The organism is Caproiciproducens sp. CPB-2, from assembly GCF_036287215.1.
Lineage (GTDB): Bacteria > Bacillota > Clostridia > Oscillospirales > Acutalibacteraceae > Caproiciproducens.
In genome coordinates, this window is the sequence record NZ_CP142860.1 from 998,838 (window position 1) to 1,025,325 (window position 26,488).

General features: G+C 49.6%; 29 protein-coding genes, 1 tRNA gene and 1 pseudogene. 19 read left to right on the plus strand and 12 right to left on the minus strand.

From position 1 onward, the window contains the following. Positions 1 to 521: 521 nt before the first annotated feature. From thrS to VXK30_RS04945, 9 genes and pseudogenes are all read left to right on the plus strand, one after another. Entirely contained in the window at positions 522 to 2,462 is a 1,941-nt protein-coding gene (thrS, locus tag VXK30_RS04905) for a threonine--tRNA ligase (protein WP_275712910.1), read from the plus strand. 414 nt (positions 2,463 to 2,876) lie between these two features. Continuing rightward, a complete protein-coding gene (locus VXK30_RS04910) occupies positions 2,877 to 3,386 on the plus strand; it encodes a DUF4358 domain-containing protein (RefSeq protein ID WP_275712909.1) in 510 nt (169 codons plus the stop codon). Between the two features lie 47 nt (positions 3,387 to 3,433). After that, positions 3,434 to 3,507: transfer RNA gene (locus VXK30_RS04915), tRNA-Gly, on the plus strand. A gap of 664 nt (positions 3,508 to 4,171) precedes the next feature. After that, positions 4,172 to 4,492, plus strand: a pseudogene (locus tag VXK30_RS17165) (NAD(+)--rifampin ADP-ribosyltransferase); the annotation flags it as partial. 153 nt (positions 4,493 to 4,645) lie between these two features. Beyond that, on the plus strand, positions 4,646 to 4,984 hold the full coding sequence (locus tag VXK30_RS04925; RefSeq protein WP_275712906.1) for a hypothetical protein: 339 nt from the start codon (positions 4,646 to 4,648) through the stop codon (positions 4,982 to 4,984). An 87-nt stretch (positions 4,985 to 5,071) separates the two neighbouring features. After that, positions 5,072 to 5,911 (plus strand): prenyltransferase, encoded by an 840-nt coding sequence (locus VXK30_RS04930; protein ID WP_275712904.1) that lies wholly within the window; start codon positions 5,072 to 5,074, stop codon positions 5,909 to 5,911. A 273-nt stretch (positions 5,912 to 6,184) separates the two neighbouring features. Beyond that, positions 6,185 to 6,748 carry a 50S ribosomal protein L25 gene (locus VXK30_RS04935; protein ID WP_275712902.1) on the plus strand — a complete coding sequence of 188 codons (564 nt, stop codon included), beginning with the start codon at positions 6,185 to 6,187 and terminating at the stop codon, positions 6,746 to 6,748. 87 nt (positions 6,749 to 6,835) lie between these two features. Beyond that, on the plus strand, positions 6,836 to 7,648 hold the full coding sequence (locus VXK30_RS04940) for a hypothetical protein (protein WP_275712900.1): 813 nt from the start codon (positions 6,836 to 6,838) through the stop codon (positions 7,646 to 7,648). 182 nt (positions 7,649 to 7,830) lie between these two features. Next, positions 7,831 to 8,712, plus strand: coding sequence for a DegV family protein (locus VXK30_RS04945; protein WP_275712899.1), 882 nt, complete (start codon positions 7,831 to 7,833; stop codon positions 8,710 to 8,712). Between the two features lie 158 nt (positions 8,713 to 8,870). Here the strand turns inward: VXK30_RS04945 and VXK30_RS04950 are convergent, their stop codons facing one another. Then, positions 8,871 to 9,314 carry an Lrp/AsnC family transcriptional regulator gene (locus tag VXK30_RS04950; RefSeq protein WP_275712897.1) on the minus strand — a complete coding sequence of 148 codons (444 nt, stop codon included), beginning with the start codon at positions 9,312 to 9,314 and terminating at the stop codon, positions 8,871 to 8,873. Positions 9,315 to 9,450: 136 nt separating this feature from the next. Here VXK30_RS04950 and VXK30_RS04955 point away from each other — a divergent pair, with 136 nt between their 5' ends. Next, positions 9,451 to 9,867 carry a carboxymuconolactone decarboxylase family protein gene (locus tag VXK30_RS04955; protein WP_275712895.1) on the plus strand — a complete coding sequence of 139 codons (417 nt, stop codon included), beginning with the start codon at positions 9,451 to 9,453 and terminating at the stop codon, positions 9,865 to 9,867. A gap of 133 nt (positions 9,868 to 10,000) precedes the next feature. On the opposite strand, the gene VXK30_RS04960 is transcribed toward VXK30_RS04955, so the two are convergent. Further along, entirely contained in the window at positions 10,001 to 10,759 is a 759-nt protein-coding gene (locus VXK30_RS04960) for a MurR/RpiR family transcriptional regulator (RefSeq protein ID WP_275712894.1), read from the minus strand. Between the two features lie 245 nt (positions 10,760 to 11,004). Here VXK30_RS04960 and VXK30_RS04965 point away from each other — a divergent pair, with 245 nt between their 5' ends. From VXK30_RS04965 to VXK30_RS05000, 8 genes are all read left to right on the plus strand, one after another. Further along, entirely contained in the window at positions 11,005 to 12,357 is a 1,353-nt protein-coding gene (locus VXK30_RS04965; protein ID WP_275712893.1) for a PTS sugar transporter subunit IIC, read from the plus strand. Further along, on the plus strand, positions 12,350 to 13,294 hold the full coding sequence (locus VXK30_RS04970; RefSeq protein ID WP_275712891.1) for a GNAT family N-acetyltransferase: 945 nt from the start codon (positions 12,350 to 12,352) through the stop codon (positions 13,292 to 13,294). The genes VXK30_RS04965 and VXK30_RS04970 overlap by 8 nt, the downstream gene beginning before the upstream one ends. 17 nt (positions 13,295 to 13,311) lie before the next feature. Next, positions 13,312 to 13,986, plus strand: a complete 675-nt coding sequence (locus tag VXK30_RS04975) for a PIG-L deacetylase family protein (RefSeq protein WP_275712890.1) — start codon at positions 13,312 to 13,314, stop codon at positions 13,984 to 13,986. Between the two features lie 27 nt (positions 13,987 to 14,013). After that, entirely contained in the window at positions 14,014 to 14,316 is a 303-nt protein-coding gene (locus VXK30_RS04980; protein ID WP_038323282.1) for a PTS sugar transporter subunit IIB, read from the plus strand. A 4-nt stretch (positions 14,317 to 14,320) separates the two neighbouring features. Beyond that, positions 14,321 to 14,668 carry a PTS lactose/cellobiose transporter subunit IIA gene (locus tag VXK30_RS04985; RefSeq protein ID WP_275712887.1) on the plus strand — a complete coding sequence of 116 codons (348 nt, stop codon included), beginning with the start codon at positions 14,321 to 14,323 and terminating at the stop codon, positions 14,666 to 14,668. Continuing rightward, complete coding sequence (murQ, locus tag VXK30_RS04990) at positions 14,668 to 15,573, plus strand: N-acetylmuramic acid 6-phosphate etherase (RefSeq protein WP_275712886.1); 906 nt, start codon at positions 14,668 to 14,670, stop codon at positions 15,571 to 15,573. Before VXK30_RS04985 ends, murQ begins: the two co-directional genes overlap by 1 nt. Then, positions 15,570 to 16,634, plus strand: a complete 1,065-nt coding sequence (locus VXK30_RS04995) for a MupG family TIM beta-alpha barrel fold protein (RefSeq protein WP_275712884.1) — start codon at positions 15,570 to 15,572, stop codon at positions 16,632 to 16,634. The genes murQ and VXK30_RS04995 overlap by 4 nt, the downstream gene beginning before the upstream one ends. Positions 16,635 to 16,702: 68 nt before the next feature. Then, complete coding sequence (locus VXK30_RS05000) at positions 16,703 to 16,960, plus strand: HPr family phosphocarrier protein (protein WP_275712882.1); 258 nt, start codon at positions 16,703 to 16,705, stop codon at positions 16,958 to 16,960. Positions 16,961 to 17,131: 171 nt separating this feature from the next. Here VXK30_RS05000 and VXK30_RS05005 read toward each other — a convergent pair whose 3' ends face one another. The 8 genes from VXK30_RS05005 to VXK30_RS05040 form a co-directional block, all read right to left on the minus strand. Beyond that, the gene (locus tag VXK30_RS05005) at positions 17,132 to 17,950 is read right to left on the minus strand and encodes a hypothetical protein (RefSeq protein WP_275712881.1); all 819 of its coding nucleotides are present in this window, start codon (positions 17,948 to 17,950) and stop codon (positions 17,132 to 17,134) included. Between the two features lie 83 nt (positions 17,951 to 18,033). Then, positions 18,034 to 18,720 carry a TasA family protein gene (locus tag VXK30_RS05010; protein ID WP_275712880.1) on the minus strand — a complete coding sequence of 229 codons (687 nt, stop codon included), beginning with the start codon at positions 18,718 to 18,720 and terminating at the stop codon, positions 18,034 to 18,036. A 110-nt stretch (positions 18,721 to 18,830) separates the two neighbouring features. Next, positions 18,831 to 19,985, minus strand: a complete 1,155-nt coding sequence (locus tag VXK30_RS05015; protein ID WP_275712878.1) for a TasA family protein — start codon at positions 19,983 to 19,985, stop codon at positions 18,831 to 18,833. Between the two features lie 64 nt (positions 19,986 to 20,049). After that, on the minus strand, positions 20,050 to 20,715 hold the full coding sequence (locus VXK30_RS05020; protein WP_275712876.1) for a SipW-dependent-type signal peptide-containing protein: 666 nt from the start codon (positions 20,713 to 20,715) through the stop codon (positions 20,050 to 20,052). Beyond that, complete coding sequence (locus tag VXK30_RS05025) at positions 20,712 to 21,371, minus strand: signal peptidase I (RefSeq protein ID WP_275712874.1); 660 nt, start codon at positions 21,369 to 21,371, stop codon at positions 20,712 to 20,714. Before VXK30_RS05025 ends, VXK30_RS05020 begins: the two co-directional genes overlap by 4 nt. 27 nt (positions 21,372 to 21,398) lie before the next feature. Next, on the minus strand, positions 21,399 to 21,917 hold the full coding sequence (locus tag VXK30_RS05030; RefSeq protein WP_275712873.1) for a hypothetical protein: 519 nt from the start codon (positions 21,915 to 21,917) through the stop codon (positions 21,399 to 21,401). A 31-nt stretch (positions 21,918 to 21,948) separates the two neighbouring features. Further along, positions 21,949 to 22,227: a hypothetical protein gene (locus tag VXK30_RS05035; protein ID WP_275712870.1), complete on the minus strand. Its 279-nt coding sequence runs from the start codon at positions 22,225 to 22,227 to the stop codon at positions 21,949 to 21,951. Positions 22,228 to 22,440: 213 nt separating this feature from the next. Beyond that, positions 22,441 to 23,679, minus strand: coding sequence for a BTAD domain-containing putative transcriptional regulator (locus VXK30_RS05040; protein ID WP_275712868.1), 1,239 nt, complete (start codon positions 23,677 to 23,679; stop codon positions 22,441 to 22,443). 360 nt (positions 23,680 to 24,039) lie between these two features. Between VXK30_RS05040 and VXK30_RS05045 the strand changes: the two genes are divergently transcribed. After that, a complete protein-coding gene (locus VXK30_RS05045; RefSeq protein ID WP_275712866.1) occupies positions 24,040 to 24,768 on the plus strand; it encodes a LytR/AlgR family response regulator transcription factor in 729 nt (242 codons plus the stop codon). Between the two features lie 77 nt (positions 24,769 to 24,845). Here VXK30_RS05045 and VXK30_RS05050 read toward each other — a convergent pair whose 3' ends face one another. Both VXK30_RS05050 and VXK30_RS05055 read right to left on the minus strand, forming a co-directional pair. Then, a complete protein-coding gene (locus tag VXK30_RS05050; protein WP_275712864.1) occupies positions 24,846 to 25,709 on the minus strand; it encodes a patatin-like phospholipase family protein in 864 nt (287 codons plus the stop codon). Between the two features lie 587 nt (positions 25,710 to 26,296). Beyond that, positions 26,297 to 26,485 carry a hypothetical protein gene (locus tag VXK30_RS05055; RefSeq protein WP_275712862.1) on the minus strand — a complete coding sequence of 63 codons (189 nt, stop codon included), beginning with the start codon at positions 26,483 to 26,485 and terminating at the stop codon, positions 26,297 to 26,299. Positions 26,486 to 26,488 lie beyond the last annotated feature (3 nt).

Below are 26,488 nucleotides of genomic sequence, written 5' to 3' on the forward strand. Positions count from 1 at the left end.
GTTTAAAATTAATTAAGATGGGTGCGTTAAGCCCATGAATGCATATATGTGCATCTTATTCATAATTGTATTACTTCTGGTACCCTAATGTCAAGAAATATCGCTTGCAATCGATACAAACTGTTCATATTATTTAAGGACGATTGTTGTTTCAGTCACATGATCCGAAAAAAATCTGTATCATATTAACAAATCGCCCGGCCGTCCGTTGACAAATTCCGCAGACGGTGCTAATATAAACGATATATAAGAATATGTAAAAAATGTTGACGAGGAAGCCTTTCCACCGTGCAATTGCATCAGAGAGCGCATGCAGCAGCTGAAAGCGTGCGCGCAGTTTGGCCGAAAGGACACCGCCTCCGAGTGCGTGCCGAACGCAGGTTGCCAAAGGCACGCCGGACAGCACCGTTACCTGCTGCAATGAGAGCGGATGATTTGTCCGCTGAAATTGGGTGGAACCGCGAGCGACAGCCTTGCCCCTTTTTGGGGTAAGGCTTTTTTTATTTGAAGGAGTGAAAGATATGGTAAAAGTAAAACTGAAAGAGGATGTCAGGGAGTTTGAAAACGGCATCACGGTGGCTGAAATTGCAAAGTCGATCGGCATGGGCCTGTACAAGGCCGCCTGTGTCGGTAAAATAGATGGAAAGGCAGTGGACCTGCGAACGCCCGTAACCGGCGACTGTAAGCTGGAAATCCTCACTTTTGACAGTGAAGAGGGCAAGAAGGCTTACTGGCATACCACCTCGCACATTATGGCGCAGGCGGTGAAAAGGCTGTTCCCCGGCGCCGGCTTCGCCATCGGCCCGGCAGTGGACAACGGCTTCTATTATGATATTGATCTGGAACGCTCCCTGACCCCGGAAGATCTTCCGAAAATTGAAGCGGAAATGAAAAAGATCATCAAGGAAAATATCCCGATCGAGCGCTTTGAGCTTGACCCCGCTGAAGCGGTTGAGCTGATGAAGAAGGAAAACCAGAAATACAAGGTGGAACTGATCGAGGAGCATTCCGGCAAGGGGGAAAAGATCAGCTTTTACCGTCAGGGAGACTACACCGACCTTTGCGCCGGACCTCATCTGATGAGCACCGGCTGCGTAAAAGCCGTTAAGCTGACCGCAAATACGGCGGCCTATTGGCGCGGCGATTCCAAAAATAAGATGCTGCAGCGCATTTACGGCATTTCCTTCCCGAAGAGCAGCGAGCTTGAGGAATATCTGGCGAAGGTGGAAGAGGCGAAAAAGCGCGACCATAATATTCTGGGCCGTCAGCTCGGCTACTTCACCACCAGCGACCTGATCGGGCAGGGCCTGCCGATCTTGCTTCCGAACGGCGCGCGCGTGATTCAGCTTCTGCAGCGCTTTGTGGAAGACGAGGAACAAAGCCGGGGCTGGCTGCTGACAAAGACGCCTTTTATGGCGAAAAGCGACCTTTATAAGCTTTCCGGGCACTGGGATCATTATAAGGACGGCATGTTTGTCCTCGGCGACGAGGAAAAGGACGACGAGGTTTTTGCCCTGCGTCCGATGACCTGTCCGTTCCAGTATCAGGCTTACCTGAACAAGAAGCGTTCCTACCGTGACCTGCCGCTGCGCTACAATGAGACATCGACGCTGTTCCGCAACGAGGCTTCCGGAGAAATGCACGGCCTGATCCGGGTGCGGCAGTTTACGATTTCCGAAGGGCATCTGATGTGTACGCCCGCCCAGCTGGAAGACGAATTCAAGGCCTGCCTGGAGCTTGCCATATTCATGCTGAAGACGCTCGGTCTTTACGAGGACGTTTCCTACCGGTTCTCCATGTGGGACCCAAACGACCGCGAAAAATATATCGGGACGCCGGAGCAGTGGGACGAAGCGCAGGGCGTCATGCGCAAGATTCTGAACCATCTTGAGATTCCCTATGTGGAGGGCGTCGGCGAAGCCGCTTTCTATGGCCCGAAACTCGATATCCAGATCAAAAACGTGTTCGGCAAAGAAGATACGCTCATCACCATCCAGATCGACCAGATGCTGGCCGAAAAGTTCGGCATGGAATACACGGACGCGGACGGGAAGCAGAAGAATCCCTATATTATCCACCGTACCTCCATCGGCTGCTACGAGCGCACGCTGGCCCTGCTGATTGAAAAATACGCCGGCGCGCTGCCCATGTGGCTGATGCCCGAGCAGGTCAGGGTGCTGCCGATCAGCGACCGCCTGCAGCCGGAAGCCGACAAGGTAGTCGCAAAGCTGAAGGCATCCGGTCTGAGAGCGGCCTGCGACACCAGAAGCGAAAAAATCGGATATAAGATCCGCGAAGCGCAGCTTCAGAAAATTCCCTATATGCTCATTATCGGAGATAAAGAGGCGCAGGAGGGTACCGTTTCCGTGCGCAGCCGCAAGGATGGCGATATTGGTTCTATGGCTGTTGATGCATTTGTTGCAAAAGCGGTCGCTCAGGTTGCTGAAAAATCAAAAGACTGATTTCCTTTTTGTTCGGGGCCGGATGTATCATCATCCGGCCTTTTCCTTTTGCGGGTCGGCCAACATAATCGGTTTTTATGTCAACCTGTGAAACTTTCTATTATTCCACCATATTCTTTCCACCGTTTATTTGATAAGTTGAAAAATAGGGAAAAATCCGGTTCCTGTAAGGTTAATATGTTGAAAACTCAGTTGAAAGTGTGGAAGAAATCATTTATTATTATATTTTAGAAATATTATGCTGCGATTTATGTAAAGTCAGACGATCGTGGGACGTTTTCTTCCGCTTGTACAAAAATATTTTGGAGTTTCCATAAAATGCTGTTATATTTTGAAAAAATTCCCATATGAAATTAAGTCGTTTCGGTCATGCGTTAAAATACACAATAATAGCAGTGGGGTGGGGGCGAGAAATTGAGCAGAATAGTTTTGAGCCGGAAGGGATGGAAAATATTCTCCGTAGCCTTGCTGCTGGTTGCTTTCGCTATTTTTGGAGGCTCCTTTTTTTGGGCTAAAAATGTGAAAGAAAATTCGGTGGGGCTTTCTCCCTCCAGTATTACCGCGGAAATTATCAGTGAAATGCATTATTCCGATATGATTGAGGTCAGCCGGAAGCAGCTGTCCAAGCATTACAGTATTCCCGACGGGATTATTGCCGACAGCTCGCTGTACATGAGTAAATCGTCCGACAGCGCTTCGGAAATCGCCTGTTTTTTGCTGACGGATAAATCAAAGTTTCCCGAATTGAAAGCCGCCGCCGCCAACCATATCAATTCCAAGGCCGCGGGTTTTAAAAGCCTGAATCCTGAACAGTACAATTTGCTGAAGAATTTTGTAATTGTGCAGCAGGGAAGATATGTTCTTGTCACTGTCGGCAATAAAGCTTCCACGAATGAAAAATTGTTCACCGAAATTGTGAAATGAATTTTTCACTTGATTCTTTAAAATTTTTATGATAAAATAATGCACATGCGGAAGTGGTTCAATGGTAGAACATCAGCTTCCCAAGCTGATGACGGGGGTTCGATTCCCCTCTCCCGCTCCAAAAAAGCAGCCCGGCCGGATAGGCCGGGCTGTTTTTTTCGGAAGATGGTGGAATCGAACCCCGGCGCAAGTGCGGAGAAAAAGAGAGGCGGCCTGAGCACCGGGAAAAAAGCAGGGACTCGCGGAACGCGGGCAAATGCACGGCCACCCGATTCCCCTCTCCCGCTCCATGGTTATCAGACTAAGTTATAGATACAATTTTGTATCTATACTTAGTCTGATTTTCTGTTATACTTATAAAGGCATATTTCAACTTCAAATCGTTTATAAAACACGAAGATAAACACGAACTTGATGACTTGTGGAGAAATTTTATGAAAAGAGAGGATGAGGTAAAATAAATGAATATTCAATTTGACCCAAATAACAATATTATAAAACTATGTCTGAGCGGTATGGGCATGGAAGACAATGGCAAACCCAACGATGCAAGTATGCTGTTTCTTAAAGCCTGGAGTGAAGCAACAAATGACTTTGAGAGATTTATTTCATCTTATTATGTAGCCCGACATCAAGATAGTATTTCAGCCGAATTAAGATGGTTGGAAACATCTTTGCAGTTTGCATTAAAACTAAATGATGATAGTGTTAAGAGTGCTTTCCCATCGTTATATTTTAACATTGCCAAATGCCATGAGGAGTTACGCGATCCAGACAAGGCAAAAATGAATTACGAATTATCAAATTCGTATAAGGTTATGCCTTCTGATAAAGGTCCCTTTTATCATGGGACAAAAGCAGATTTGCAGGTGGGTGATTTGCTGACAACAGGAGGGATTTCGAATTACAAACCTGAGCTCAAAATGAACCACATTTATTTCACGGCCAGTATTAATGGAGCAGGACTTGCGGCGGCATTAGCAAGAGGAGATGGAAGAGAACGAATTTATATTGTGGAACCCACAGGGGAATTTGAAAACGACCCAAATGTAACTGACAAGAAATTTCCAGGCAATTTGACACGATCATATCGCTCTCAGGAGCCTTAAAAAATTATTGGAGAGGAAACAGCGTGGCTGAAACAGATGCCTGAGGAACTTCGCCGTTGGCGTGATAAGATGGCCAATAACAAAGGAGAAATTATAAACTAAGACATACACCAGATTAACAGGAATTTGATCCTATTGAGAAGAGAGAAAATGAGTAAGAAGTTGCTATGCATAAAACTGATTCATACAATCATTTGGGCGTTTTTTGTCTTAGTGATTTTCTATATTCTGTTCACAGGTATATTTGACAGGATCAATATCCATACCTTTATCGCAATTGGGCTGGTCTTGATAGAAGGATTGATTCTCATTCTGTTTGGTTGGAGATGTCCGTTAACGGTTGTGGGGGAAAAATATACAGATGATCATGAGATAGGCTTTGATATCTTCCTTCCAAAATGGCTTGCCAAGAATAATAAAGCCATTTTGGGAACGCTTTTTGGGATTGGTACAGTTATAGTGATTTTAAGGTTGCTTGATATTTTCTGAAGTATTCCAATTTATTGGTGAGCTACGAATATTAAGATGGCTAAGGAAATTGATTAGGTTTGGATCTAATTGAGGGAGGGGAAAGGGATGGCTGTAGAGAAGCGATATGCATCAGATGTGGAAGCGATATTGTCCCATAGGCATGATAATGGAGCTGACCTCTGGACTACGCCAGATAAGCGTCTGATAAAAGGTGCGCCGTTCTCAACTTTAGAGAGCGTAATGTACCTATTGGAATTGGGTATGGAGCCTACAGAACCTTTGCTGAAAGAAGCCTCCGAATTGATATTTAGCACTTGGCAGGAGGACGGACGTTTTAAGCTGTATCCTCAAGGCGCTGTCTACCCATGCCAAACCATCCACGCCGCCAATGTGCTTTGCCACATGGGGTATGTTTCTGATGTCAGACTGCAAAAAACCTTGCAGCATCTATTAGATATACAGTATACAGACGGCGGCTGGCGCTGCGATAAATTCAGCTTTGGCCGAGGGCCGGAAACGGAGTATTCAAACCCTTTCCCCACGCTTAACGCTCTCAACACGTTCCGCTTCACCGAATATCTTAACAAAGAACCCGCACTTGACAAGGCCGTGAATTTTTTGCTGGAGCATTGGACAATCAGAAAGCCTATTGGCCCGTGTCACTATGGAATTGGCACATTATTCATGCAAGTTGAATACCCTTTCCGAAACTACAACCTTTTTATATACGCCTACGTCTTGTCCTTTTACAACCGAGCTAAGGAGGATAGACGGTTTCTTGAAGCCTTAGAAACTTTGAAATCCAAAATTGTAGATGGACAGATTGTGGTCGAGCGTGTTGTTCCGAAGCTGGCCGGGCTTTCTTTCTGTAAAAAGGGTAAAACAAGCGAAATGGCAACAATACGCTATCATGAAATTTTGCGGAATCTTCAAACAAAGAAATAGTCTATATTCCCATTATGAGCATAACGTGAAGCTTATGAAACATGTCCTGCTGATAATAATCGGACACCTTGTCTCTATAGAATGATGGGGAATCGAACCCTGGCGCAGGTACGAAGATTTGCTTTTTTCTTAAATGTGTGTTATACTAATAAAAATCGAATAAAAAAGAACCGTCTTTAAGAAGGGCTTTTGGTATTGCGCTGATTGGCGTACTATAAAAAGCCCTTCTTTTTTTACAAGACACCAAAAAAATTTTTAGTAGGAGGAGCTAAGATGAATACCATTTTGGCGCAGAAGCGCGACCCGGCCGCAAAGGCCAAACAACTGAGGCGTTCAGGAATTGTGCCGTGCGTTATCTATGGCGCAGGATTGAAGGAATCGCTCTCCGTCCAGATCGATCAGAGGACGGCAAGGCAACTCCAGCGAACCAAGCGCAACGGAAGCAAGGTGAATATTCAGGTAGATGGGAAAGCCTATCCGACGCTCATTAAGGATTTGGAATATAACAGTATGAACGACGAAATAGTCCATGTCAGCTTCCAGGTATTGGCTGCGGGAAAAAAGTTCAACAGCGTTGCTGATATTGTGCTTATAAACAAGGAAAAAGTGACAGGGGTTCTGGAGCAGATGCAGATGCAGGTTCCTCACGCCGCCGAACCGGAATATCTGCTCGATACCGTTACGGTCAATCTTGAAAATATGCCGATCGGGACGACGCTTACGATCGGTGATATCCCGGAATTTCAAAGCGATAAAATCGAACTGCAGGCCGATGCGGGTAATATTGTTCTGCGCATCAGCGAAAAAAAACGAGCCGATGTGAGAACGGAGCAATAATCTTTTATCCATCGCATTTTTGAAAAGAGCTTCCATCTCTTGTTGTCGGGGTGAGAAGTTCTTTTTCACACCTTAGAAAGGAGAAAAATGGATATTAACGGTCAGGCAATTAGGCATAAGACATTCGGATTCGGTGTTGTTACGGCTTTAACTGCCAATACAATAACGGTGTGCTTCTCTGGAGGCGAAAAAAAGTTTATCTATCCGGATGCATTCAGAGAGTATTTGGTCTTGAAAGATAAGAATATGCAGCGGCATATCACAGCACAAATTGCTAAAAAAGAAGCTGAATTAAACCGGCAGCGTCAGGCGGAGCAGGCAGAACAGGAGCGCAGGCAAAAATTGCTCAATTTCCCCATAACAGCCAACTCGCACGCCGCTTTTGACATTATGCCGGAACATGCGGAACAGATATTCAAGACCTGTATCGTTTCGACGGGACGGTATTTAAGCGGGTATTCAAAGGGACAGCCGCGAATTGCAGAGAGACTGAAGCCAAATTCGGTGTGCCTGCTGACTGAACGCCAGAGAGGGCAGCCAGAGCAGGAACGGCGAATGATAGGTGCGTTCATGGTCAGAGAGGATTTTTTTGGCAAGGATGTGCATGACGGGCTGATCGAGGGACACCCGAAGTATCAAATGCGCGTCCCGTCTGAGAATATTCTGCTGTTTTGGGAGTATTTCGATCAGAATGCAGCGCCGCGTTGGGGAAACACGGCATTTAAGTATTGTTCCGGCACGGTAATGAATCACATACTGTCCGAAATGACACGGCTGCTTGAAAACACGGAACAGAAGGAATCGGCACTTGCGTTTTACCAGTATTTTTGTAAAATAAATCGTCTGCGCCCTCTTATGGAAATCAGCATGATAGAAGATGCGTCAAAAGCGAAGCAGTGACTGCCTTCCGGTGTGCTTTTTATTTTTATACAGAAAAAACCGGTATAAACTTGAAAAGCATGAGAGCAAAGAATATAATTGAAATTATTAATAATGAGATCCTTCCTATTACAGAATACAAAAAGTAAGTGAGCATGACGAGTTTATGGGTTTTACAAACTAATTTATAAGGGTGCAGATAAATGAATGAATTGATATGTCAGGTTACAGACTCTTCAGGGGGATTAGCGCGGGATTTTATTGAGCAAAATCAGATTAAAGAAGTGCCCTTTTATTTGAAGTTTGAAGACACCGATTACTGCAGGGAAAACCTTGATTATCGCTTAGCTGATTTCTATAGGCATATGGACGAATACCCGGATGATGTTCCCAAAACTTCGGCCCCCAATATGAACGATTGGTTGGCAGTATTTGAAGAAGGACATGCCAAGGGGTTTACAAATTATGTTGTCACAACAATCTCTTCTAAGTTGTCCTCCAGCTTTCAGGACGCCATTATGGCAAAAAACTTTTTTATGGAAAAAAACAGAGACGTACAGATCGAAGTCATTGATTCCAATACTTGTGCCTGTGGACAAGCCGCATTAGAAATTGCAATTGCTAAAATTATTAAAAGCGGTCGAAGTTTCCAGGAAATTATCGATCTCATTCATAAGATCGTCGAGAAAACAAATACGCTTTTTGTAGTGAACAGTTTAAAATATATGCAGTCAGGCGGAAGAATTGGAGGAGCCGCCGTTTTTGTCGGTAAACTCGTCCAGATCAAGCCAGTGTGTGAATTTATCAGCGGCGTGGTGCACCCGGTGAAGGTCGTAATAGGAAGAAAACATTCTTTGAAAACCATGGTGGACATTGCGGTTTCACGAATTACCAATATCAATAAAATGATTATTACTTTTCAAAATGCAGAATTCCAGGAAGATATTGATTATGCCGTTCATTATTTTAGAAAAATAACAAATTTTTCGGGGTCCATCTATCACAGTGAACTTGGGGCTGTTGTGGGGGCGCATTCCGGCCCCGGTGCGGCAGGAATTGGGTTCATTGAAGATCCGCTTTCTTAGGGCCTGAACCCCGGCGTAAATACGGAGAAAAAACAGTCCGGCCTTTTGGCCGGACTGTTTTTTGCGGATGGTGGAAGAGTACCCCCAACGCAGGTACAGAGAAAAAGAAGGATAGCCCGCGTACCGGGAAAGTGGGAGAGATTATTGCAAAATGAAATTTAAAAAAACTTATTGATACTGCTATTCACTTCCACTTTTGAAAAAACAATGGATGTCTTCGTCAGAGCATACGGGGATATGGCATTTATAAACTGTTCGATATCCTCTAAAGAAGCGACTGACAATTTAACGATAAAGCACGCAGCCCCCGCAATTCTGTAGCACCATTCACTGTGCTTATAATCCTTAATAAAACTTTTAAATTTCTCGTATTGTCCATCTCTCATTGTGACTTCAATGATACAATCGATTGCAAAGCCAAGGTTCTTTTTGTTTAAACGGATGGTATATCCCTCAATAATGTTATGATCCTCAAGTTTTCTCACCCTCTCGGTAACAGAAGGCGGTGAAAGATTGATTCGTTTAGATAACTCCCTTATGGAAATCCGGCTGTCTGCCTGCAACTCATGCAAAATCTGCACATCGATTTCGTCTATTTTCATTTAAAACACTCTTTTCAAATATATATATCAATAGAAATATAAATATGGTAATATCATATCGTATAAAATACAGTTTTTATTATATTCCTGCTATAATTGATTTGTCAATGGAACACATCATGAAGGAGGAAAAATTATGGCAATCATTTCTTTTTCACAAAACGGGCTTACACCGTTTCAGCAGCTGTTGGGGCATAATAAAGCCATATTGGAGAAATGGGCTTCTCTGGAAGAATGTATTTTTTCCAGCGATACGTTTCCCGCAGAATTAAAAGAGGAAGTCCGGCGCACCCTGGCTTTTCATAACGGCTGTGAATACTGTAAGGCCAAGGGGGCTCCGTCAAAAACGGAAATGGATGCGCGGACGCGGCTGGCTGTCCATATCGCAGATCTGTCCGGCAGAACAACACATATCAGTGACGAAGAATCCGGCGTGCTGAAAGAGACGTTTACAGACGACGAGATTTCGGAGCTTTTGGCGCTTATTTGCTTTATCACGGCTTGCCAAAGATTCGGAGCCTTACTGGACTTAGGGCCAAGCTGTCAAATTTGAGTGGTTTACACATTGCCGTATAAAACGAAAAACGGGGTCTGCGCCGCGGCACAGACTCCGTTTTTGTTATACTGAAACTCTTTTATCCAAACCGCCCCTCTCCTGACGGGCACTGTAAAAGGCACGTTCCCCTTTATAGGTGCTCGGCAAGCTTGTTGATAATCAGATCGATGCAAATGTAAAAGATGGCCTGAGAGTCCAGAAACAGTTTGTTTTTATCGGTTTCCAGAGAAGGAATGATCAAAAGGCTGTCATACCGGTTCGCATATTTTGCTTTGCTGTTCTGCGTAATCATGGCGGTTTTCGCCTTTTGGAGGAACGACGTGCCCGCCGCCTCGATGACGCATGCCGTCATACCGGAAACAGAGATAAAGATATTCAGATCCCGCGCGCCGGAAAAACTGGCTTTTTCATTAAAAACTCCCGGCAGCGTGATCGTTTCCGCGTCAATCCCAAGGGAGGCAAGCCGGAAAGCAAAATAGCTGGCGGAGAGCCCGCTTTCATGAACGCCGTATATTTTGATTTTATCGGCATGAACGATCAGGCTGCAGAGTTCCTTAATTTTTCCGTCCGAAATATGGGATGGGATATGGCTGATACAGGAAAGATAAATATTGACGATATCGTCGCTGCCGTTGACGGCGTTCGGGTCCTTGAAGGAACCGGAGAGCAGATGCTTCGACACCTCGTATTTAAATTCCGAAAAACCGGTATAGCCCAGCTTCTGGCAAAAGCGGAGCAGGGCGGATTTTGAAACGTCGGCTTTATTCGCAATTTCAATAATGGGGTAGGAAGCAATCACATCCAGATGCTCCAGGACGTATTGCGCAATTTTCTGGTCGGAACGCGTAAACTGCGGTTCGCAGAGCTTGATTTGTTCAATTGGATTCATTTTCATTCTCCTCTTTTTCGTATTATATCATAAAACATGCACAAAAGGAAAAAGTTTTGAGAGAATTCGGTCGTTAATATGCCAGATTTGGGAAACCTCGCAGAATTTTAAGAAATTTCCCAAAACTTTTGGTAAATGTATTGATTTCGCCTTTCGGTTCCGCTATACTATGGTTAGAAAACCGGCCGGTTTTTCTCGTGAGGTACATACATGAAAAAAACAAACGCTTAAGGAGGAGATCAGTTATGGGGGAACAGACAAAAAAAAGCGGGCTTCTCGACCGTGTGACAAATCTTATTGAAGAAAAGGTGGCGCCGCCGCTGCTGAGACTTTCACAGGTCCGGTATCTGGAGGCTCTTCAGCGCACATTCGTCACGCTGATGCCGTACATGATTCTGGGGGCGACGGCGACCCTGATCCTGAATCTGGCCGGCTTATTCGGAAAAGACGGCGGTCTGAACCTTCCCGGTGTCGCAGACGCGATCAGCGCGGTTGTGGAACCCTGTCGGCCGTGGCTGCTGCAGGTGGTTTTTGTGACCATTAATCTGCTTGCCCTGATTACGACCGTGCTGAACGGATATTTTCTCGGAGATTATTATCACAAGAAGGACGAAAATGTCAGCCCGATTGCGGCGGCGGTCGTATCCTTTGTGGCATTCCTGTGCTTTATCAATTTTACCAAGCTCAGTGAAAATTTTGACTGGCCCGCCTATATCCTGGGCTCTCCCAGCCTTTTCGGCGGCATCCTGATCAGCATTCTTGCCATAGAGGTATATCGTTTCCTGATCGGCAAAAACATCACCATCAAGATGCCGGAAGCCGTTCCGCCGATGATTGCGGCGGCCTTCACCAGCATGATTCCGGTGTCCGTGGTCGTTGTTATTTGCGCCATCATCGGTCAGGGCTTTGCAGGCTTTGATTTTCTGGCTCTGCTCAATAAGCTCTGCGCTTACCTTGTGGTTGGCGGCAGCGGACCCGTTGCACAGTTTGCAGGCTTCTTCCTCGACCGTATCCTGTGGTTTGTCGGTCTGCACGGTTCCAACATCGTCTCTTCCGTCATGCAGCCGATCTGGACGACCATGATTACGGACAACATCAATGCTTTTGCGGCGCATCAGGCGATTCCGTATATGTTTACGGAACAGTGGATCAACTTCTACGTGCGCTGCTCCGTTTTCCCGCTTGCGCTGCTCTGCACCATGAGCAAGGCCGAGCGCTTCAAGGTCCTGGGCAAGCTTTCCCTGCCGGGCACGATTTTCAACATTGCCGAGCCGGTGATGTACGGCCTGCCGGTTGTGCTCAATCCGCTGATGTTCGTGCCATGGGTATTGGGCTTCAGCGTGCTGTTTATTCTCAATGCCATTCTGGGCGTTCTGGGAATCACGCCGCCGATGGTATCCATGGTTGTATGGACAATGCCTGCTCCGCTTGCGTCCTTCATCGGCAGCGGTTTTAAGCTGCAGTCCATGGTGATTACCCTGGTCAATATGGTCATTATTTTCTTTATGTTCCTGCCGTTCTTCAAAGTCATGGAAAAACAGGAACTCGCGGCGGAAAAAGAATACAAAAAACAAAAGGAAGATAGTAAGAATGTCTGAAATAGAAATACACCCTTATCGGCAGGAATACATCGATGAGATTGTTTCCGGCTGGAACGCTTCCCTGTTCTATGATACGATTACCCGGGAGCGTTTTATCCAGGAGGTTCTTCTTGACGAGAACTTCGACCCCGAACTGGCTCTGGTTGCCGTCGCCGACGGACATGTGGCCGGCTTCAGTCTGGGAATCAGAAGAAAATATCCTTATCTGACGCGGGGGCTGGAGGAGCAGCGGGGCTGGATCAGCAGCTTCTTTATCCTTCCGGAATACCGGCGACGGGGAATCGGGCAAAGGCTTCTGGAGGAGGAGGAAGCAAGGCTGAAAGCCGCGGGAACACAGGAAATCACCCTGTGCGCATACAGCCCCAATTACTTTGCTCCCGGCGTTGACCTGCAATATCCGGGCGGCGTGCCCTTCTTCGACAAGAACGGGTACGCGCGGGGGACGGACGCCGTCAGTATGCAGCGGGACCTCTTTACCTATACTCTCCCCGAAAAAACGGCAAAGCATATCGAAGAGCTGGCGGAAAAGGGGATTACCTTTCATCCCTTTTCCATGCCGTATATGGAAAAGCTTCTGAACTTTGTGAGCCGGGAATTCGACGCCGGCTGGGTCCGCAACATTCTGCTGGCCCTGCGCAATCGGGAGGCGGAGGATACGATTCTGCTTGCGGCGGACCGGGAAGATCACGTCATCGGCTACTGTATGCGCAAGATCGACGGGAATGACGCGCGGTTCGGTCCGATCGGTGTGGCGGAGGCCCTGCGGTCGGAGGGGCTCGGCGGCGTTCTGATCGACCTTCAAATGTTGGAAATGAGGAAACGCGGCATCTATTATCTTTATTTCCTCTGGACCCACGGGGCCGCCATGCGCTTTTATGAGCGCCACGGCCTGAAGGTGTACCGTACCTATCAGCTGTACCGCAAAAAGATTTAATTGGGAGATGACGGAATATGGGAGACTATAAGCGGGTAATCTGTATCGGGGCGCATCCCCTGGACGCGGAGATCATGGGGGGGCCGATGCTGCTGCGCTACGCGGCGCGCCATGCGCACTGCACGCTGGTCCATGTGACAAAGGGAAGGCTGACCGACCCGAAGGCAACGGAAGAACAGAAGGAGGAATACGATCTCGCGCTGCACCGCGAGATCGCCGCCGCCGCCGCCGCGCTGGACTGCGACTGCTATGCGATGGACTATCTTTCCGGCGAGCTGCCGGAGACGGGAAAGTTTATTTCCCTTCTCGCGGACTATCTGCGGGAGCAGAAAGCGGACTGTGTCATCACTCATGCCCGCGGCACCCTGCACCCCAGGCATTATTACACATATGAGGCCGTGACGGAGGCCGTGCGCCTGCTGCGGCGGGAGGGACGGAAGATCCAGCTGTTCTACGGCGAAAACTGCGAAGACCTGGCGGGCTTTACCCCGACGGTATATCTTTCCATGACCCGGGAGGAACTGGATCAATGGTTTGCGGGACTCAGAAAATATCGTATCTTCAACGGCGGGGTCAACGACATGCCGTATTTCGAATACTATCATTCCATGGCCCTGATCCGGTCCGTGGAGGCCGGGGAGCACGGCTTTGCCAAGGCGTATATGCACGGCGCGCTGATCGATAGCGAATAAATATATTTTCAGAAACGAGGGATGACGATGAAAAAGATTGTTTTACTGTGTGTGGCGGGGATGTCTACCAGCCTGCTGGTTTCCAGAATGCAGAATGCCGCGAAGGAAACCGATTTTCCCTGCGAGATTCAGGCTTACGGCGTAGCGGAGGCCCCGAATGTGATCCCCGGTGCGGATGTCGTTTTACTGGGGCCTCAGGTGCGTTATATGCTGTCAAAATTAAAAAAAGAATATCCTGACAAAAAGATCGAAGCCGTTGATATGCGGATCTATGGAATGGTGGACGGCAAACAGGCCCTTATGCAAGCCAGAAAAATTATGGAGTGTTGAAAATATGCAGGAAATGGATATAGAATCTACCCTTTTTGAAATCATAACGGAAGTGGGAAGCGCCCGGAGCTTATATATTGAGGCGATACAGGCGGCGCGCGAAAAGGAGATCGATAAGGCAAAGGAGCTGATCCGCGAGGGACAGGGCGCCTTTAACAAGGGGCACCATATTCACGCGGACCTGATCCGGGAAGTGTCCGGGGAAGATCATGTCCCCGTTTTTCAGAAAGATGAACGGATCATGCTTTTGACGCACGCCGAAGACCAATTGATGAGCGCGGAGGCTTTCGGCATTCTGGCGGAAGAATTTCTGGCGCTGTATCAGGCCATGAGTGACAAAGGAGTTTTATAATGACGGATCTTTCCCACTTTACTACCGAAGCAAGAAACCCGGAAACGAGGGATCTGGACTGCATGTCCGCCATGGAAATTGTCTCTGTGATGAATCGCGAGGATGAAAAGGTGATTGCGGGTGTGCGCGCCGTTCTGCCGCAGGTTGCAAAGACGGTCGAATATACCGTGGCCAGCCTGCGGTCCGGCGGAAGAATTATTTATATGGGTGCGGGAACCTCCGGAAGGCTTGGCGTTCTGGACGCTTCCGAGTGCCCGCCGACGTTCGGCGTCTCCATGGACACTGTCGTCGGATTGATCGCCGGCGGGAAGGGCGCTCTGATTGAGGCCGTTGAAGGCGCGGAGGACAGTTGTACGCTGGGCAGGGAGGATCTGGAGCGGATCGGGCTGAAGCCGTGCGATACCGTGATCGGGCTGGCCGCCAGCGGCCGTACTCCCTATGTACTGTACGGCCTGCGCTACGCGAGGCAGCTGGGGTGCCGTACGGCGGCAATCGCCTGCAACCGGGACTCCGCCATCGGAAAAGAGGCGGATGTGGCGATAGAGCCGAATGTCGGCCCGGAAGTGCTGACGGGGTCGACACGGCTCAAGTCGGGCACAGCGCAGAAGATGATCCTGAATATGATTTCCACCGCGAGTATGGTGAAAATCGGACACGCGTATGAGAATCTCATGGTAAATATGCAGGCCAGCAACGAAAAGCTGACCGTACGCGCACAGAACATGGTGATGGCGGCAGCCAAGTGCGACAGGGAGACCGCCGAAACCGCGCTGCGCGAGGCGGGCGGCAGGGTCAAAACCGCGATCGTGCTGCTGCTGCTGAACGTTTCCGCAGAGAGGGGAGAGCAGGTGCTGGCCCACGCGCACGGCAGGGTCCGCGAAGCACTTGCCGGAAAACTGCGATGAATACGGGAGTTTGCTTATATTGCAGCACTGCGGAGGAAAAAAACGCGGAGATCATCGCACGCGCGGCGGATGCGGAGATTCGATGCGCGTTTACTTCCCTGCAGATTCCGGAAGAAAGCCGGGACGGCCTCCGGTCTTCCGCGAAGAAGCTGCTTTCCTCCTGTAAAAAATACGGGATGGACCTGGTGATGGATGTGGGGCCGGACACGGCGGAGCGTCTCGGCTGCCGTTCCCTGTACGACCTTCAGGACTGGGGCGTCACACATATCCGTCTGGACGACGGCTATTCCCCGCAGCAGGCGGCGGAGCTTTCCCATACCTTTCAGATTGTATTTAACGCTTCTACGGTTTCCTTTGCGGAGATCACCGGCTGGCGGAAAGCGGGAGCGGACCTGACCCGCTTTACCGCCTGCCATAATTATTACCCGAAGCCCTGGACGGGGCTGCCCCTGGCGGATGTCGCACAGGTTAACCGGCAGCTCAAGACATACGGATTCCGGACGATGGCTTTCATTCCGGGCGACGGAATGCTGCGCGGGCCGCTGTATGAGGGGCTGCCGACCGTTGAGGCGCACCGCCGCCGCGCGGATATTATCCAAAACGCGCTGGAACTTTTTATTGACGCGGCGTGCGATACGGTGCTGGTCGGGGACGTGAGCCTTTCGGAAAAATCCTGGGACGCCTGGGCGGGTCTCAGCCGGGGGTTTGTCAGTTTGCCGGTGGAACTGGACCGGCGCTATCGTTATCTTGCGGAAACGATCCATCACGACAGACGGGATTCCAGCGACTGTGTTTTCCGGTCGGTAGAGTCGCGCAGAATTCCCGTCCCGGACCGCGGGCTGCTTCAGCCTGCAAAAGAGACCGCATGCAGCGCGGGGGATATTTTGCTGTCCAACACCGGTTTCCTGCGTTATGAGGGAGAGTTGGAAATTGCGCGCGTTCCGTTGCCGTCCGATCCCAGAATCAATGTGATCGGGCGCGTGAAAGAGGAAGCGCTGCCGTATCTGCCTTATCTCAGGAACGGCCTGGGAATCCGGTTTGCTGTCGGCCCGGAAGGATAACGGAATTTCAGTGAGGGCCGCCGGAAAAAGAATATCTGTTCCGGCGGCTGTAAGGAAGGGAATCAACCATGAAAAGTATTACCTATGTCATTCGTGACGAGATCGGCGTACACGCCAGACCGGCCGGCATGCTGGTCAAGCAGGCAAAGAGCTTTCAGTCTGCCTGTATGATCCACGCGGGAGGAAAAAGCGCGGACCTGACCAGACTGTTCCAGGTGATCGGGATGGGAATCGAGCAGGGGACGGAAGTCAGGGTCACGGCGGAAGGGCCGGACGAAGACGCGGCAATCGCCGCGCTGGGGAAGGTATTGAAAGAAAATTTATAAGATAACCAGCTTTCAGGCTGTCGATAAAATCGTGCAACTGCAAAATTGCGGGTTTTATAAAATTGATTTTGTGAAAAACTCCCAGCCGCTGTGACACTGCAGCAGGGAGCGGACCGCAGAATGAAAAAACAGGAACTGTACCGTTTAACGGGCAGTTCCTGTTTTTTTCTATTAGGGGTGTTTATTGTTATCCGATGAAACGTTTTGATTTTGCCACCGTTTCCTCAGGGAAAGGATCGCGCAGACTGCAATCATCCCCGCGACTGCCCCTGCAATGGCTACCGGTCTGACGGACCGTTCTCCGGTAGCGGGGCTGGCTTTTGGAACGGTTTCCTGTGCCACGGTCACTGTTTCCTCGGGGGTTGTTCCGACCGTCGGGACACTTTCCGCGCCGATGATCTCCGTGGGCGTAGTGACGTTGGCCGCTGCTCCGCCACCCCCGCCTCCGCCTCCGCCTCCGCCACCCCCGCTGCTGGTCGTATAGGTGGTGGTAAAGACCCATTTTACTTGCATGGAAGCGCCCTGATACTGGTTTCCGGTTCCCTGACCGGGCAGGTCGACGTTAAAATCCAGCGTCTTGCTCGCGCCCGGACCCATTTTGCCCACCAGAACGGAATCGTCGTCGGCCGTGCGGAAAAGCTTTCCCTGTGTCAGGTAAGTGCCGCCGTCTTTGACGGTCAGCGTCATCCCGTCCGCCAAAGAACCGCCGTTCGGCGCGGATTCCGATTCGATCAGCATTTTCATGTATACTGTCAGCGTATACCCACCGGTGTTTTTCAGCAGCAGGCGGGAGGACTTTGTGTCGCCAGGGTTCAGGTTGCCGACATCGGCCGCGGGGTCCGGGGCGGTAATGCTCAGACCGCTGCTTTGGCCGTCGTTCTGGTACCCCGTCGCAATACTCTGCGCCTGCGCGTGAACCATCCCGGGGACAAGGAGGGCGGCAGCCAGAAGCGCCATGAAAAATTTTACTGTTTTCGGAGCTTTCAGCATGGTCGGTTTCCCTCCTTTTCCCGTACCTTGCCGGTACGATTTTTTAAAGCGCTGTACGTTGAAATTCGCTTAATTCGCAGTCCTTAAGCTGCCGGAGCTATCGCCGGGGGGACAGTTCCAGTTGCCGGCCAAGCCGCGCTGTTGGTCGCCTGAATGACTTCGACGGAAGAGTCGCCAAGGGTGAATTTTGCTCCTTGATATTGGTTGTCGGTTTCTGCGCCGTTGAAAAGTCCATCCAGACTGAAATGAATGGTTCTTGCGGCTTCAGCAGCAGCGCCAAAGTATTTTGTTGTTCCATTGTCATCGTCTTTAATACCGGGAAGAATACCGTCAGTAAGAGTATGCTCTATCCCATCTGTACCTGTATAAGTAGTCGAGCCGATATAATAGATATAATCTCCATCTCTACGCCAATTTGATTTAATAGCGTCCCAGCCATAGTCGACGTTATCCGTGGACAATGCAGTTTCTCCATCTGCAGCCAGCCAAGAAATTTCAGGAACTTTAATTCTAAGCTTTACGGGTTTTGTTCCTGTGTAAACGATGTTTAGACTGGCATTAAATCCATCGCCGGGGTTGATGTTTTCCTTATCGAACCCGCTGATAACAAGTTTGCCGGAATCTTCACTGAGCGTTACCGTACCTGCCTGGAACGTAGCGCCCTTGACTTCTTTAGAGTCTGTGAACCACGCCATTGTGGAGCCGCCGATCAATGCCACAGTCAGCCCGACTGCAAGAACACTCGTCAAAACTTTTGTCTTAAAATTCATTTTTCTTTCCTCCATATAAATTATTTTATTAAGATTACTTGTCATCCGCGTTCCGCGGGGATTTGGTTCCGCTCCTGCGCGTGATCGGGAGCGGGCGTCATGAACTGCGTTTACGGTTTGGAAACAATGTTGTACTCCGTATCAAATTTTTCCCAATCCCAGCCGTCGCTGTGAGAATGCTGAATCGCCTGGAAGGTGGGGGTCAGAACATACTTCGCGTTTTGATACTCGTTGCCGGCATCTTCGCTGAGCTTAACGGTCAGATCAAGCACGGCGATCGTATCAGTCGCGCTTGGAGATTCGCCGCCGTAGGTGCCTTTCAGTCCGCCTTTATCATTGCTGGAGCAATAATAAAAACCGTCGGCAGCATTTTTCGTCCAGTTCGTACCGTTCGTGACGACGGTGTCGATCACGTCGTTTGTAAGGCTCTCATCCTTCTGCCACTTATCATTCCGGAATGTCTCCCAATGGCCTTCCAGCTTTACCCGCACGTCAATGTCCTTGGTTCCGGAATTGGTGACGTAGAACGCGAGCTTGTTTGTGTCGCCCGGGTTCCAGTTGGCTTCGTCGATGATGTTTCTGCCGCAGATGTAATCGATGTCAAAGCCGTCGTCGCTCTGGTTGTCTCCTCCATTCGACAATGTTTTTGGAGTGGCGTCCACCAGCTTGACATAGCAAGCCGTATCGATCGGGTTGGGCACCATGCTCTTATGGTAGTCGCCTTTTGAATTTGTTTGGTTGGAAACCGTTCCCGCGTAAGTCCAATCGTTGTTGTCGTCGCTTACATAAACCTTGGCGGTTTCAACATAGTTTGACGCGCTGTTTCCCCACGTACCTTCTATTACCAGCACGTCGCCTTTCCGGAGCGGTTTATCATTGTCAAACTGAACGACGATCTCCCCGCCGTAGCCCATGCTGTAAATCTCGGAGTCAGCTTTCTTTTCCGCTTTTATCAAAACTTTATCCGGGTCATTCCGGTTGCTGGGGCCTGGTTTCGGAAGAGGATCGCCGTTTTTATAGGTTCCTCTTTTTACACTGACAACACTTACCGGCGCCACGTCTTCGTAGTAAAGAGGTTTGCCCGATTCGTCGGTATCCTCCACTACGGACTGGCCCGCCTGGATTTCCACCGTGCCCGCGGTGAATTTGGAGCCCTCGACTTCCTTTTTGTCAGTAAACCAGGCCATGGTCCCGCCGCCGACCAGGGCGACGGCCGTTACGATGCCGACTATTCCCGTCAGAAGTTTCACTCTTGATTTTGTCATACAATGATCCACCCTTCTTGTATTTTGTCTAAGCTTTGTGGAATTTGTTTTAACCCCTTGTTCATTAAGTGCTTTCATCCGCTTCCATCGTGGAATGGCCTGCGTTTCTTATCACTTGAGTAGCCGTGACATTCAGGCTGAGATTCAGTTTGTAATTTTTTAAAGAAGCTGCATTGCCTTTTACCTGAAATACCAAATAAAAGGTCGCTTTCGATCCGGGCTCTACGACAATGTCGCGCGATTTTCTATTTTTGTAAGATCTGTAATAATAGGTAGCTTTTTTAGAAGAATAAGACCATTTGCTGATTGGTTCAGGGTCTATTTTCGGTTGTGAGGGACGTTGCCATCCCTTTTCCACGGTTTCCGTGTCTTTTGTTTTTGAGCCGACAAACAGCCACTTTTCAGAAAGCTTTGCCTGCAGGGTAACCGGAGTCGTTCCTGTATTGGTAATGGTCCATTCAACGTAATACTTTTGATCGTCATCATCGTCGCAATCGGGTTCACACTGAATCTGGGAATCGGATTGCTTCTCCTCGAATTTGCCTTTGTGGCCGCCATCTTTTTCTTTGCTTCCCTGATCTGTCACCTCAACTGTGATGGCTGCATTGCCGGTGTTGATTTCAGCCGGGGGAACCTGAGCATCCGTAAAATAGGCGTTGGTCGACCCTCCCAGCATGCCGACCGTCAGAATGACAAGGAGAACGCTGATAAAAACAGATTTTCTGATCATCGTTCCTCCTTTCCAACGGCTTGCGCGGGGATTTCCTGAGAACTGCTTTCTTCCTTTACCTGCTTTTTAGAATTCGAATAAGCTTGATATAAACTGTGGCACTCGAAGAAAAGCAGCAGCGCTCCGGGAACGATAATCAGCAGCAGCAGCCCGTTCCTGGTCTGGGCAAAATTCATGAAATAACCCAGATAGGGGAGGGTGAAACTGACTCTGCCAATCAGGTCTTCTCCCGGTATGGGGTCGGGGTCGTTGGCGTGGTTTGCGTCGCCTTTGGTCAGAAATTCCGGGCCGTTTGACTTTTGGTTGATTCCAACTACCCTGTGCGTCGTCATTTGATCGCTTCCCGCGAAACCCTTGAAGGTAATAATATCGCCCTTTTTGATCTCCGCGGCGTCCACCGGATTGACGAAGGCAACACTGCCGGTGTCAAACTGAGGAGCCATACTGCCGCTGAGCACGACCAGCATATAATGCCCCGCGATCTTCGGCGCGCCGCCGGTCATTTTGCTGCGTACCATGCAGAACAGCATAAAAGCGATCAGGATCATCAATAAGGCAAAAAGCACATTTCCGACTGCCTTAAATATTTTTCGGAAAATTTTAGGAGAGTCCTTTTGGGGCTCCGATCTCTCAACCGTTCCTGTTTCCGTCTCCATAATTACCTCCCGGGCGTATGCCCGCTTTTAAGATTCTGCTCCGCTCTGAGCGGAATGCCCGGTTTCCGTTACGTTGCCGGGAGCGTCTGCGTTTGTACTCTCCGTTTTCGCTGTATCCCCGTCCTGTGCCGGAGTGCTTTGTATTTCGGAGTGGGACTCCGTTTCGGACTGCGGTGCCGTGCTTTCCGCGGTACTTTCCGCCGTGCTTGCGGCTGAGCTTTGGACGGTGCTTTCCGCGTTACTTTCGGCTTTGCTTTCCGCAGCGCCCGGTTTGGCGGCTGCGGAGGAGCTTTCCCCGGGCTGAGCCTCCGGCGCGGCCTCTAAATTCAGGCGGGGTCCTCTGCCTCCCGAGGTAAAATCAAAGGTGGCTGAGGCACTGCCGGAAGCAGTAAAACGGGCGCCGGTTTGCATATGGGGGATTGTATAAAACAGAAAAGCCATACAGAGAACGGCCAGCAACAGAATTTCCCCAATCCGTTTTGCAGCCGTTTCATCCGGTTTCCACGTTTTTCGCCGATTGCTCCATGAATGCCCTGCTCTGCGCATTCGCGCTTCCTCCTCGCACTGTTTTGTCATTTTACCCTATGATCTTCTTTTGGGGATAGTCCTCTTCCCGACTTTCCCCCCAAGAATCCCACGATCTTAACTGCGCCAGCTCTTCGCGGCTCTGACAGATTCCGGCTTCAAGCAGATGAAAAAGCTCCAGGCTGCTCCGGAACGGAACATATTTATCTTTTTCCAGCCAGCGGATATAACCCTGTATGCTGTAATGGTCGGAACGTACCACCTTGATTAAAAAAGTGGGGGAAGTATCGGATGCCGTTCGCACCATACTCTTCCCTGAACAAGCTTTCATGATATATCCTCCGTATTCTCTCTGCTTTTGTGATTTGTTCCCATTATAGCAGGCGCCGATTTCATTATGAGGTTGAATGGATTTCATTTCCCGCACACAGGAATTTATTTCCAGTTATATTTCAGGCACAGTTCAATTACAGAAACAAAAAAACACCCTGTTAAAGGATAAAATCCTCACAGAGTGTTGTTATTTGTCGAATAAAATTGAATTTTATCGGTTGATTTGCTCCAGATAATGCGACGGCACATCGCTGAACGGTGTGAATTCCATGACGACTGTCAGGGAACCTTTGCCGACCTGCTTTTCAAACCGCTTCTGGATTCTGGAACCGACCAGAATCAGCCCTTCCTGCTTGGTGTCCGTCAGCAGCAGGATCATCTGGTACTGGTTCCACTGTGTAAAGACGTCTCCCCTGCGCAGGGAGTCTTCCAGAATCCGTTTCAAGCCTTTGCAGGCCATTTCCATCCGGGCGGGGAAAAGATCGTTTCCCGCGCCGGAAATGGTCGCAAGGCCGAGAAAGGTGTTTCTGCTCCCGCGCATCCGGCGGCGTTCTTCAAGGTTATAGATAATACGGAAATACTCCAGATCGCAGTACAGTGCGCCGTCCGGATCGTCGCACTGGGAGAAATTCCTGCTCAGGTCCGACAGATCGGCCCGATGGACGTTTTGTTCCCCTGCGGTGATTCGTCTGTAAATGCTTTTCATGGCCGCGGAAGGTCTCACGGCAAGCTCCCGGGACATCCGTTCGGTAATATAATTGTAGTGGCTCAGCGCCACGCTGTATTCGTTCAGGGCCAGAAGGGCTTCCAGGAAGCAAAGATGCAAAGATTCTTCCAGCGGTTCATGGCAGACGGCCTGCTCGAAATACTCCACGATTTCAGAGTGGCGGCCCTGTCCCTTCAGCAGCTTAAAAAGCCGGAGCAAAGACTGTACATAGAGCCGGGAATAATGAGTGTGCAGGGGGAAGGTCCATTCGCAGTTGGGAATTTCCGCCAGATAGGCTCCCTTATACAGCCGGACGGCCCGCTCATAGTGGCCGATCGCCAGATTTGGGTCACCGTGCTGCTTTGCGTCGGCCTCGCGGATTTCCTTCTCAAAAAGGTCCGTATCCACCGTGCAGCCTTTTCCAAGGGTAAAAATATAAAAGCCGCCGTCACAGACGAGGTTGAAAGGCGAATCGTCATTTCCGCTTTTTCCAAGCAGCTCTTCCTCCTGCAGCATCTGGCGCAGACGGAAAATCTGAGTCCGAAGAGTGTTTTTGGAATCGACAAGATCCGCGTCGTCCCATAGATTCTCCACAATGCTGTCGGGAGAAAGGCGCTTCCCCCTGTTCGCCACAAAATATTTCAGCAGTTCCAGACTCTTATGGGACCTCCTGCTTCCGGTAAAAAGAGACCTGCCGTCCTTCTGTAAGTCCCAGCCTCCCAAAGTAAATACTTCCACCGACATTTGATTTCCTCCATCCTTTGGCCACCTGCCCGATTGCGTCCCTGCATCCGTGTCCGTTTTGAGGGCCGGAACCGAAGGAACCAGCCGAGAATATTTAAACGACCATATTCCAAAGAACAGTTTTTCTGACATGATAATTCTTTAAATTAATTCAAATAAATAATAATCAAAAACTTTTGAAATAACAAATGCTTTTGCGCGAATGGTTGATAATGAAGAGCGGACGGTAGATTTTTACGAAATATTTTCGGCTATTTTTCCTATAGACAACAATCTGATACGGTGATATGCTGGGAAAGAAAAAATTGCATTTTGCCGGAAAAGGGATCCGGATGTGCAAATCGGAGGGAAAAAAAGAGGATGGTTTACCATATTGCCGTCTGTGAAAACGACCCGGACTGCGCCGCACAGCTGCAGAAAATGATTGAAGAAATCCTGGCCGGCCGGCGTACGGCCTTTTCCTGTGACAGATACACCGCCTGCGAACAGCTGGAGTCGGCGGTCGCGAGCCCCGGAACGAAGTATCACATCCTTTTTCTGGATACCGTGCTGGATGGAAAGGACGGCGTGGCGTTTGCCGGAAAACTGCGGGATTCCGGGCTGCTTTCCCCGATCGTTTTTATCTCCTCCGACGCAAAGTCCGCTCTGGCCGCCTATGCCGCCGCGCCCGTTCATTATTTGCTCAGGCCCGTGCGGAAGCAGGAACTGCATACCGCGCTCTGCCGGGCGTTCAGGCAGTATGAAGACAGTTCTGTCTGTATGATGGAGACCGCCGGAAGGGAGATCACCGTGCTGGCGGCTTGCGATATCTTTTACCTTGAGGTATTTAACAAAATGATTCTGGTGCATTGCAGAGACGGCGGCACTCTGACCGCCGCCGGGCCGCTGACCGATTTTTTCAGGCGTCTTCCGGCGGGGCGGTTCTATGCCTGCCACCGCTGTTATGTCGTCAATTTTTCCTGCGTGAGGCGTTTGCGCAGAAATGAATTCGTGCTCGAGGACGGCGGCGTGATTCCGGTTGCGCGCCGGAGATATCGGGACGCGCTGTGCGCGTGGAAAAACTATCTGGAAGAAGAAAAGATGATTTAAAAAGGGGATAAGAAACGGTGCTCTCTTTCTTTAAGAGAGCACCGTTTCTTTTGCATAGATCGTCTTTGTTCCGGGGATTATTTGAATATTGCCTTGATTGCGGCCATACTCATCTGCGCCGCTTCGTAGCCCGCGTCCATGCACTGCTCCATCTGCTCAAACGTCAGCAGCCCCGATTCCTTTGGCAGCTGTGGCTTCAGCAGCAATTTTTCCCCGTGGGAGCTCAACTCCTTTAAACGGGTGCTCATGATGGACAGGGAATGCGTTGTAATATCGATGATATTCATTCTGGCGGGCACCTCGTACTCCTTGGTGACGTCGACCGCCAAAACGTTGGATTCGCCCGCCGCAATTAAAAGATCCACCGGCAGGGTGTTGGTCACGCCGCCGTCGACCAGGCACATGTCGCCGATCAGCTTCGGCCGGAAAACCGCGGGCACCGCCATGCTCGCGCGGATCGCCTGACAGATGGGGATATCCGTTTTCCACGTTACCCCTTCCACCGCGGCGACATTCCGCAGGGAGCTTGTGTAAACAATAGTTTCACCCGAATTGATATCCACCGCCGGAATAATGGTTCTGATATTGGCGTCCATAATATTTTTATTATCCGTCTGCGCACAAAGAAACTTTTCCAGACGGTTTCCCTTGAACAGCCCGGTAATGTCGATCTTATGGCGGAACAAAAGCTGCGGCACCGCCTTTAAAAGGTTTACAAAATCCGCATCACACAGGGATATCCCTGTTTTGGACAGATCCGTAACCATCTGTTTCAGCGCCGGCGCATTCGTCCCTGTGGCGTAAAGCCCGGCCACGATAGCCCCGGCGCTGGTTCCGGCAATGGAGGAGGGACGCATCCCGGCTTCTTCCAGCGCAAGCAGGACCCCTACGTGAGCAGCCCCTTTTGTTCCTCCTCCTGAAAGTGCAAGCCCAAATGACATCTTTTTTCACCGACTCTCTAAAAATTCAGACCTTCCTGATAAAAGTATATTAGAGACTCGGCAAAACGGTTCGGGTTTCCGCCGGTTATCAGAGTTAAAAAAAGAGAAAATCAGTCTTTTTTCGCAAATCCCAGAGAGCATAAAACGGTCACGGCCGCACCGCAGGCGGTGATGACAATGCCCAGAATGAAGCCCGCTACAGACACTCCTTTTTTCAACGATATCACCTCATCTGCGATTATACTCCAAATGGCGGGAGAAGGGAAGAGCGCAAAAGCAATGGCGCCCGCTGTCACAGCAGGCGCCACACGTTCGCGGTTACTTTAAGGAGGCAGAAATTACGGAATCAGAAACAGCCACGGCAGCGGCGCCAGCGCCATCTGCGCCGACGCCAGCGCCAGCAAGAGTTGCAACACATTTTTAACCCTCAACTCCTTTCGACGGTTCTGTCATATACTATGAAAACAGCAAACAGCTTGTCAATATGAAGTTAAGGAATGCCCGGCTATGAAAATACCGGAGGTATCCGATGAGTTTCGGAAGGCCCCCGGTACGGGATATTTTTATCGTCTGCCTGTGTGCTTTTCTCAGAACCGGGGCGTGCCGCTTGGTTTCTCCGGCTCGGCTTCCCGGATCAGATTTTCGGCGATTTTGCGCAGATCCTCTTCCGAACGCACGTCGGGGCTGGTCTGTTTGATGCTTTCCTGCACAAATTTCGGCAGCGAGAGAAAATACTGATTGTTTTCCAGATTTTTCGCAAATTTATTATCAGACATAAT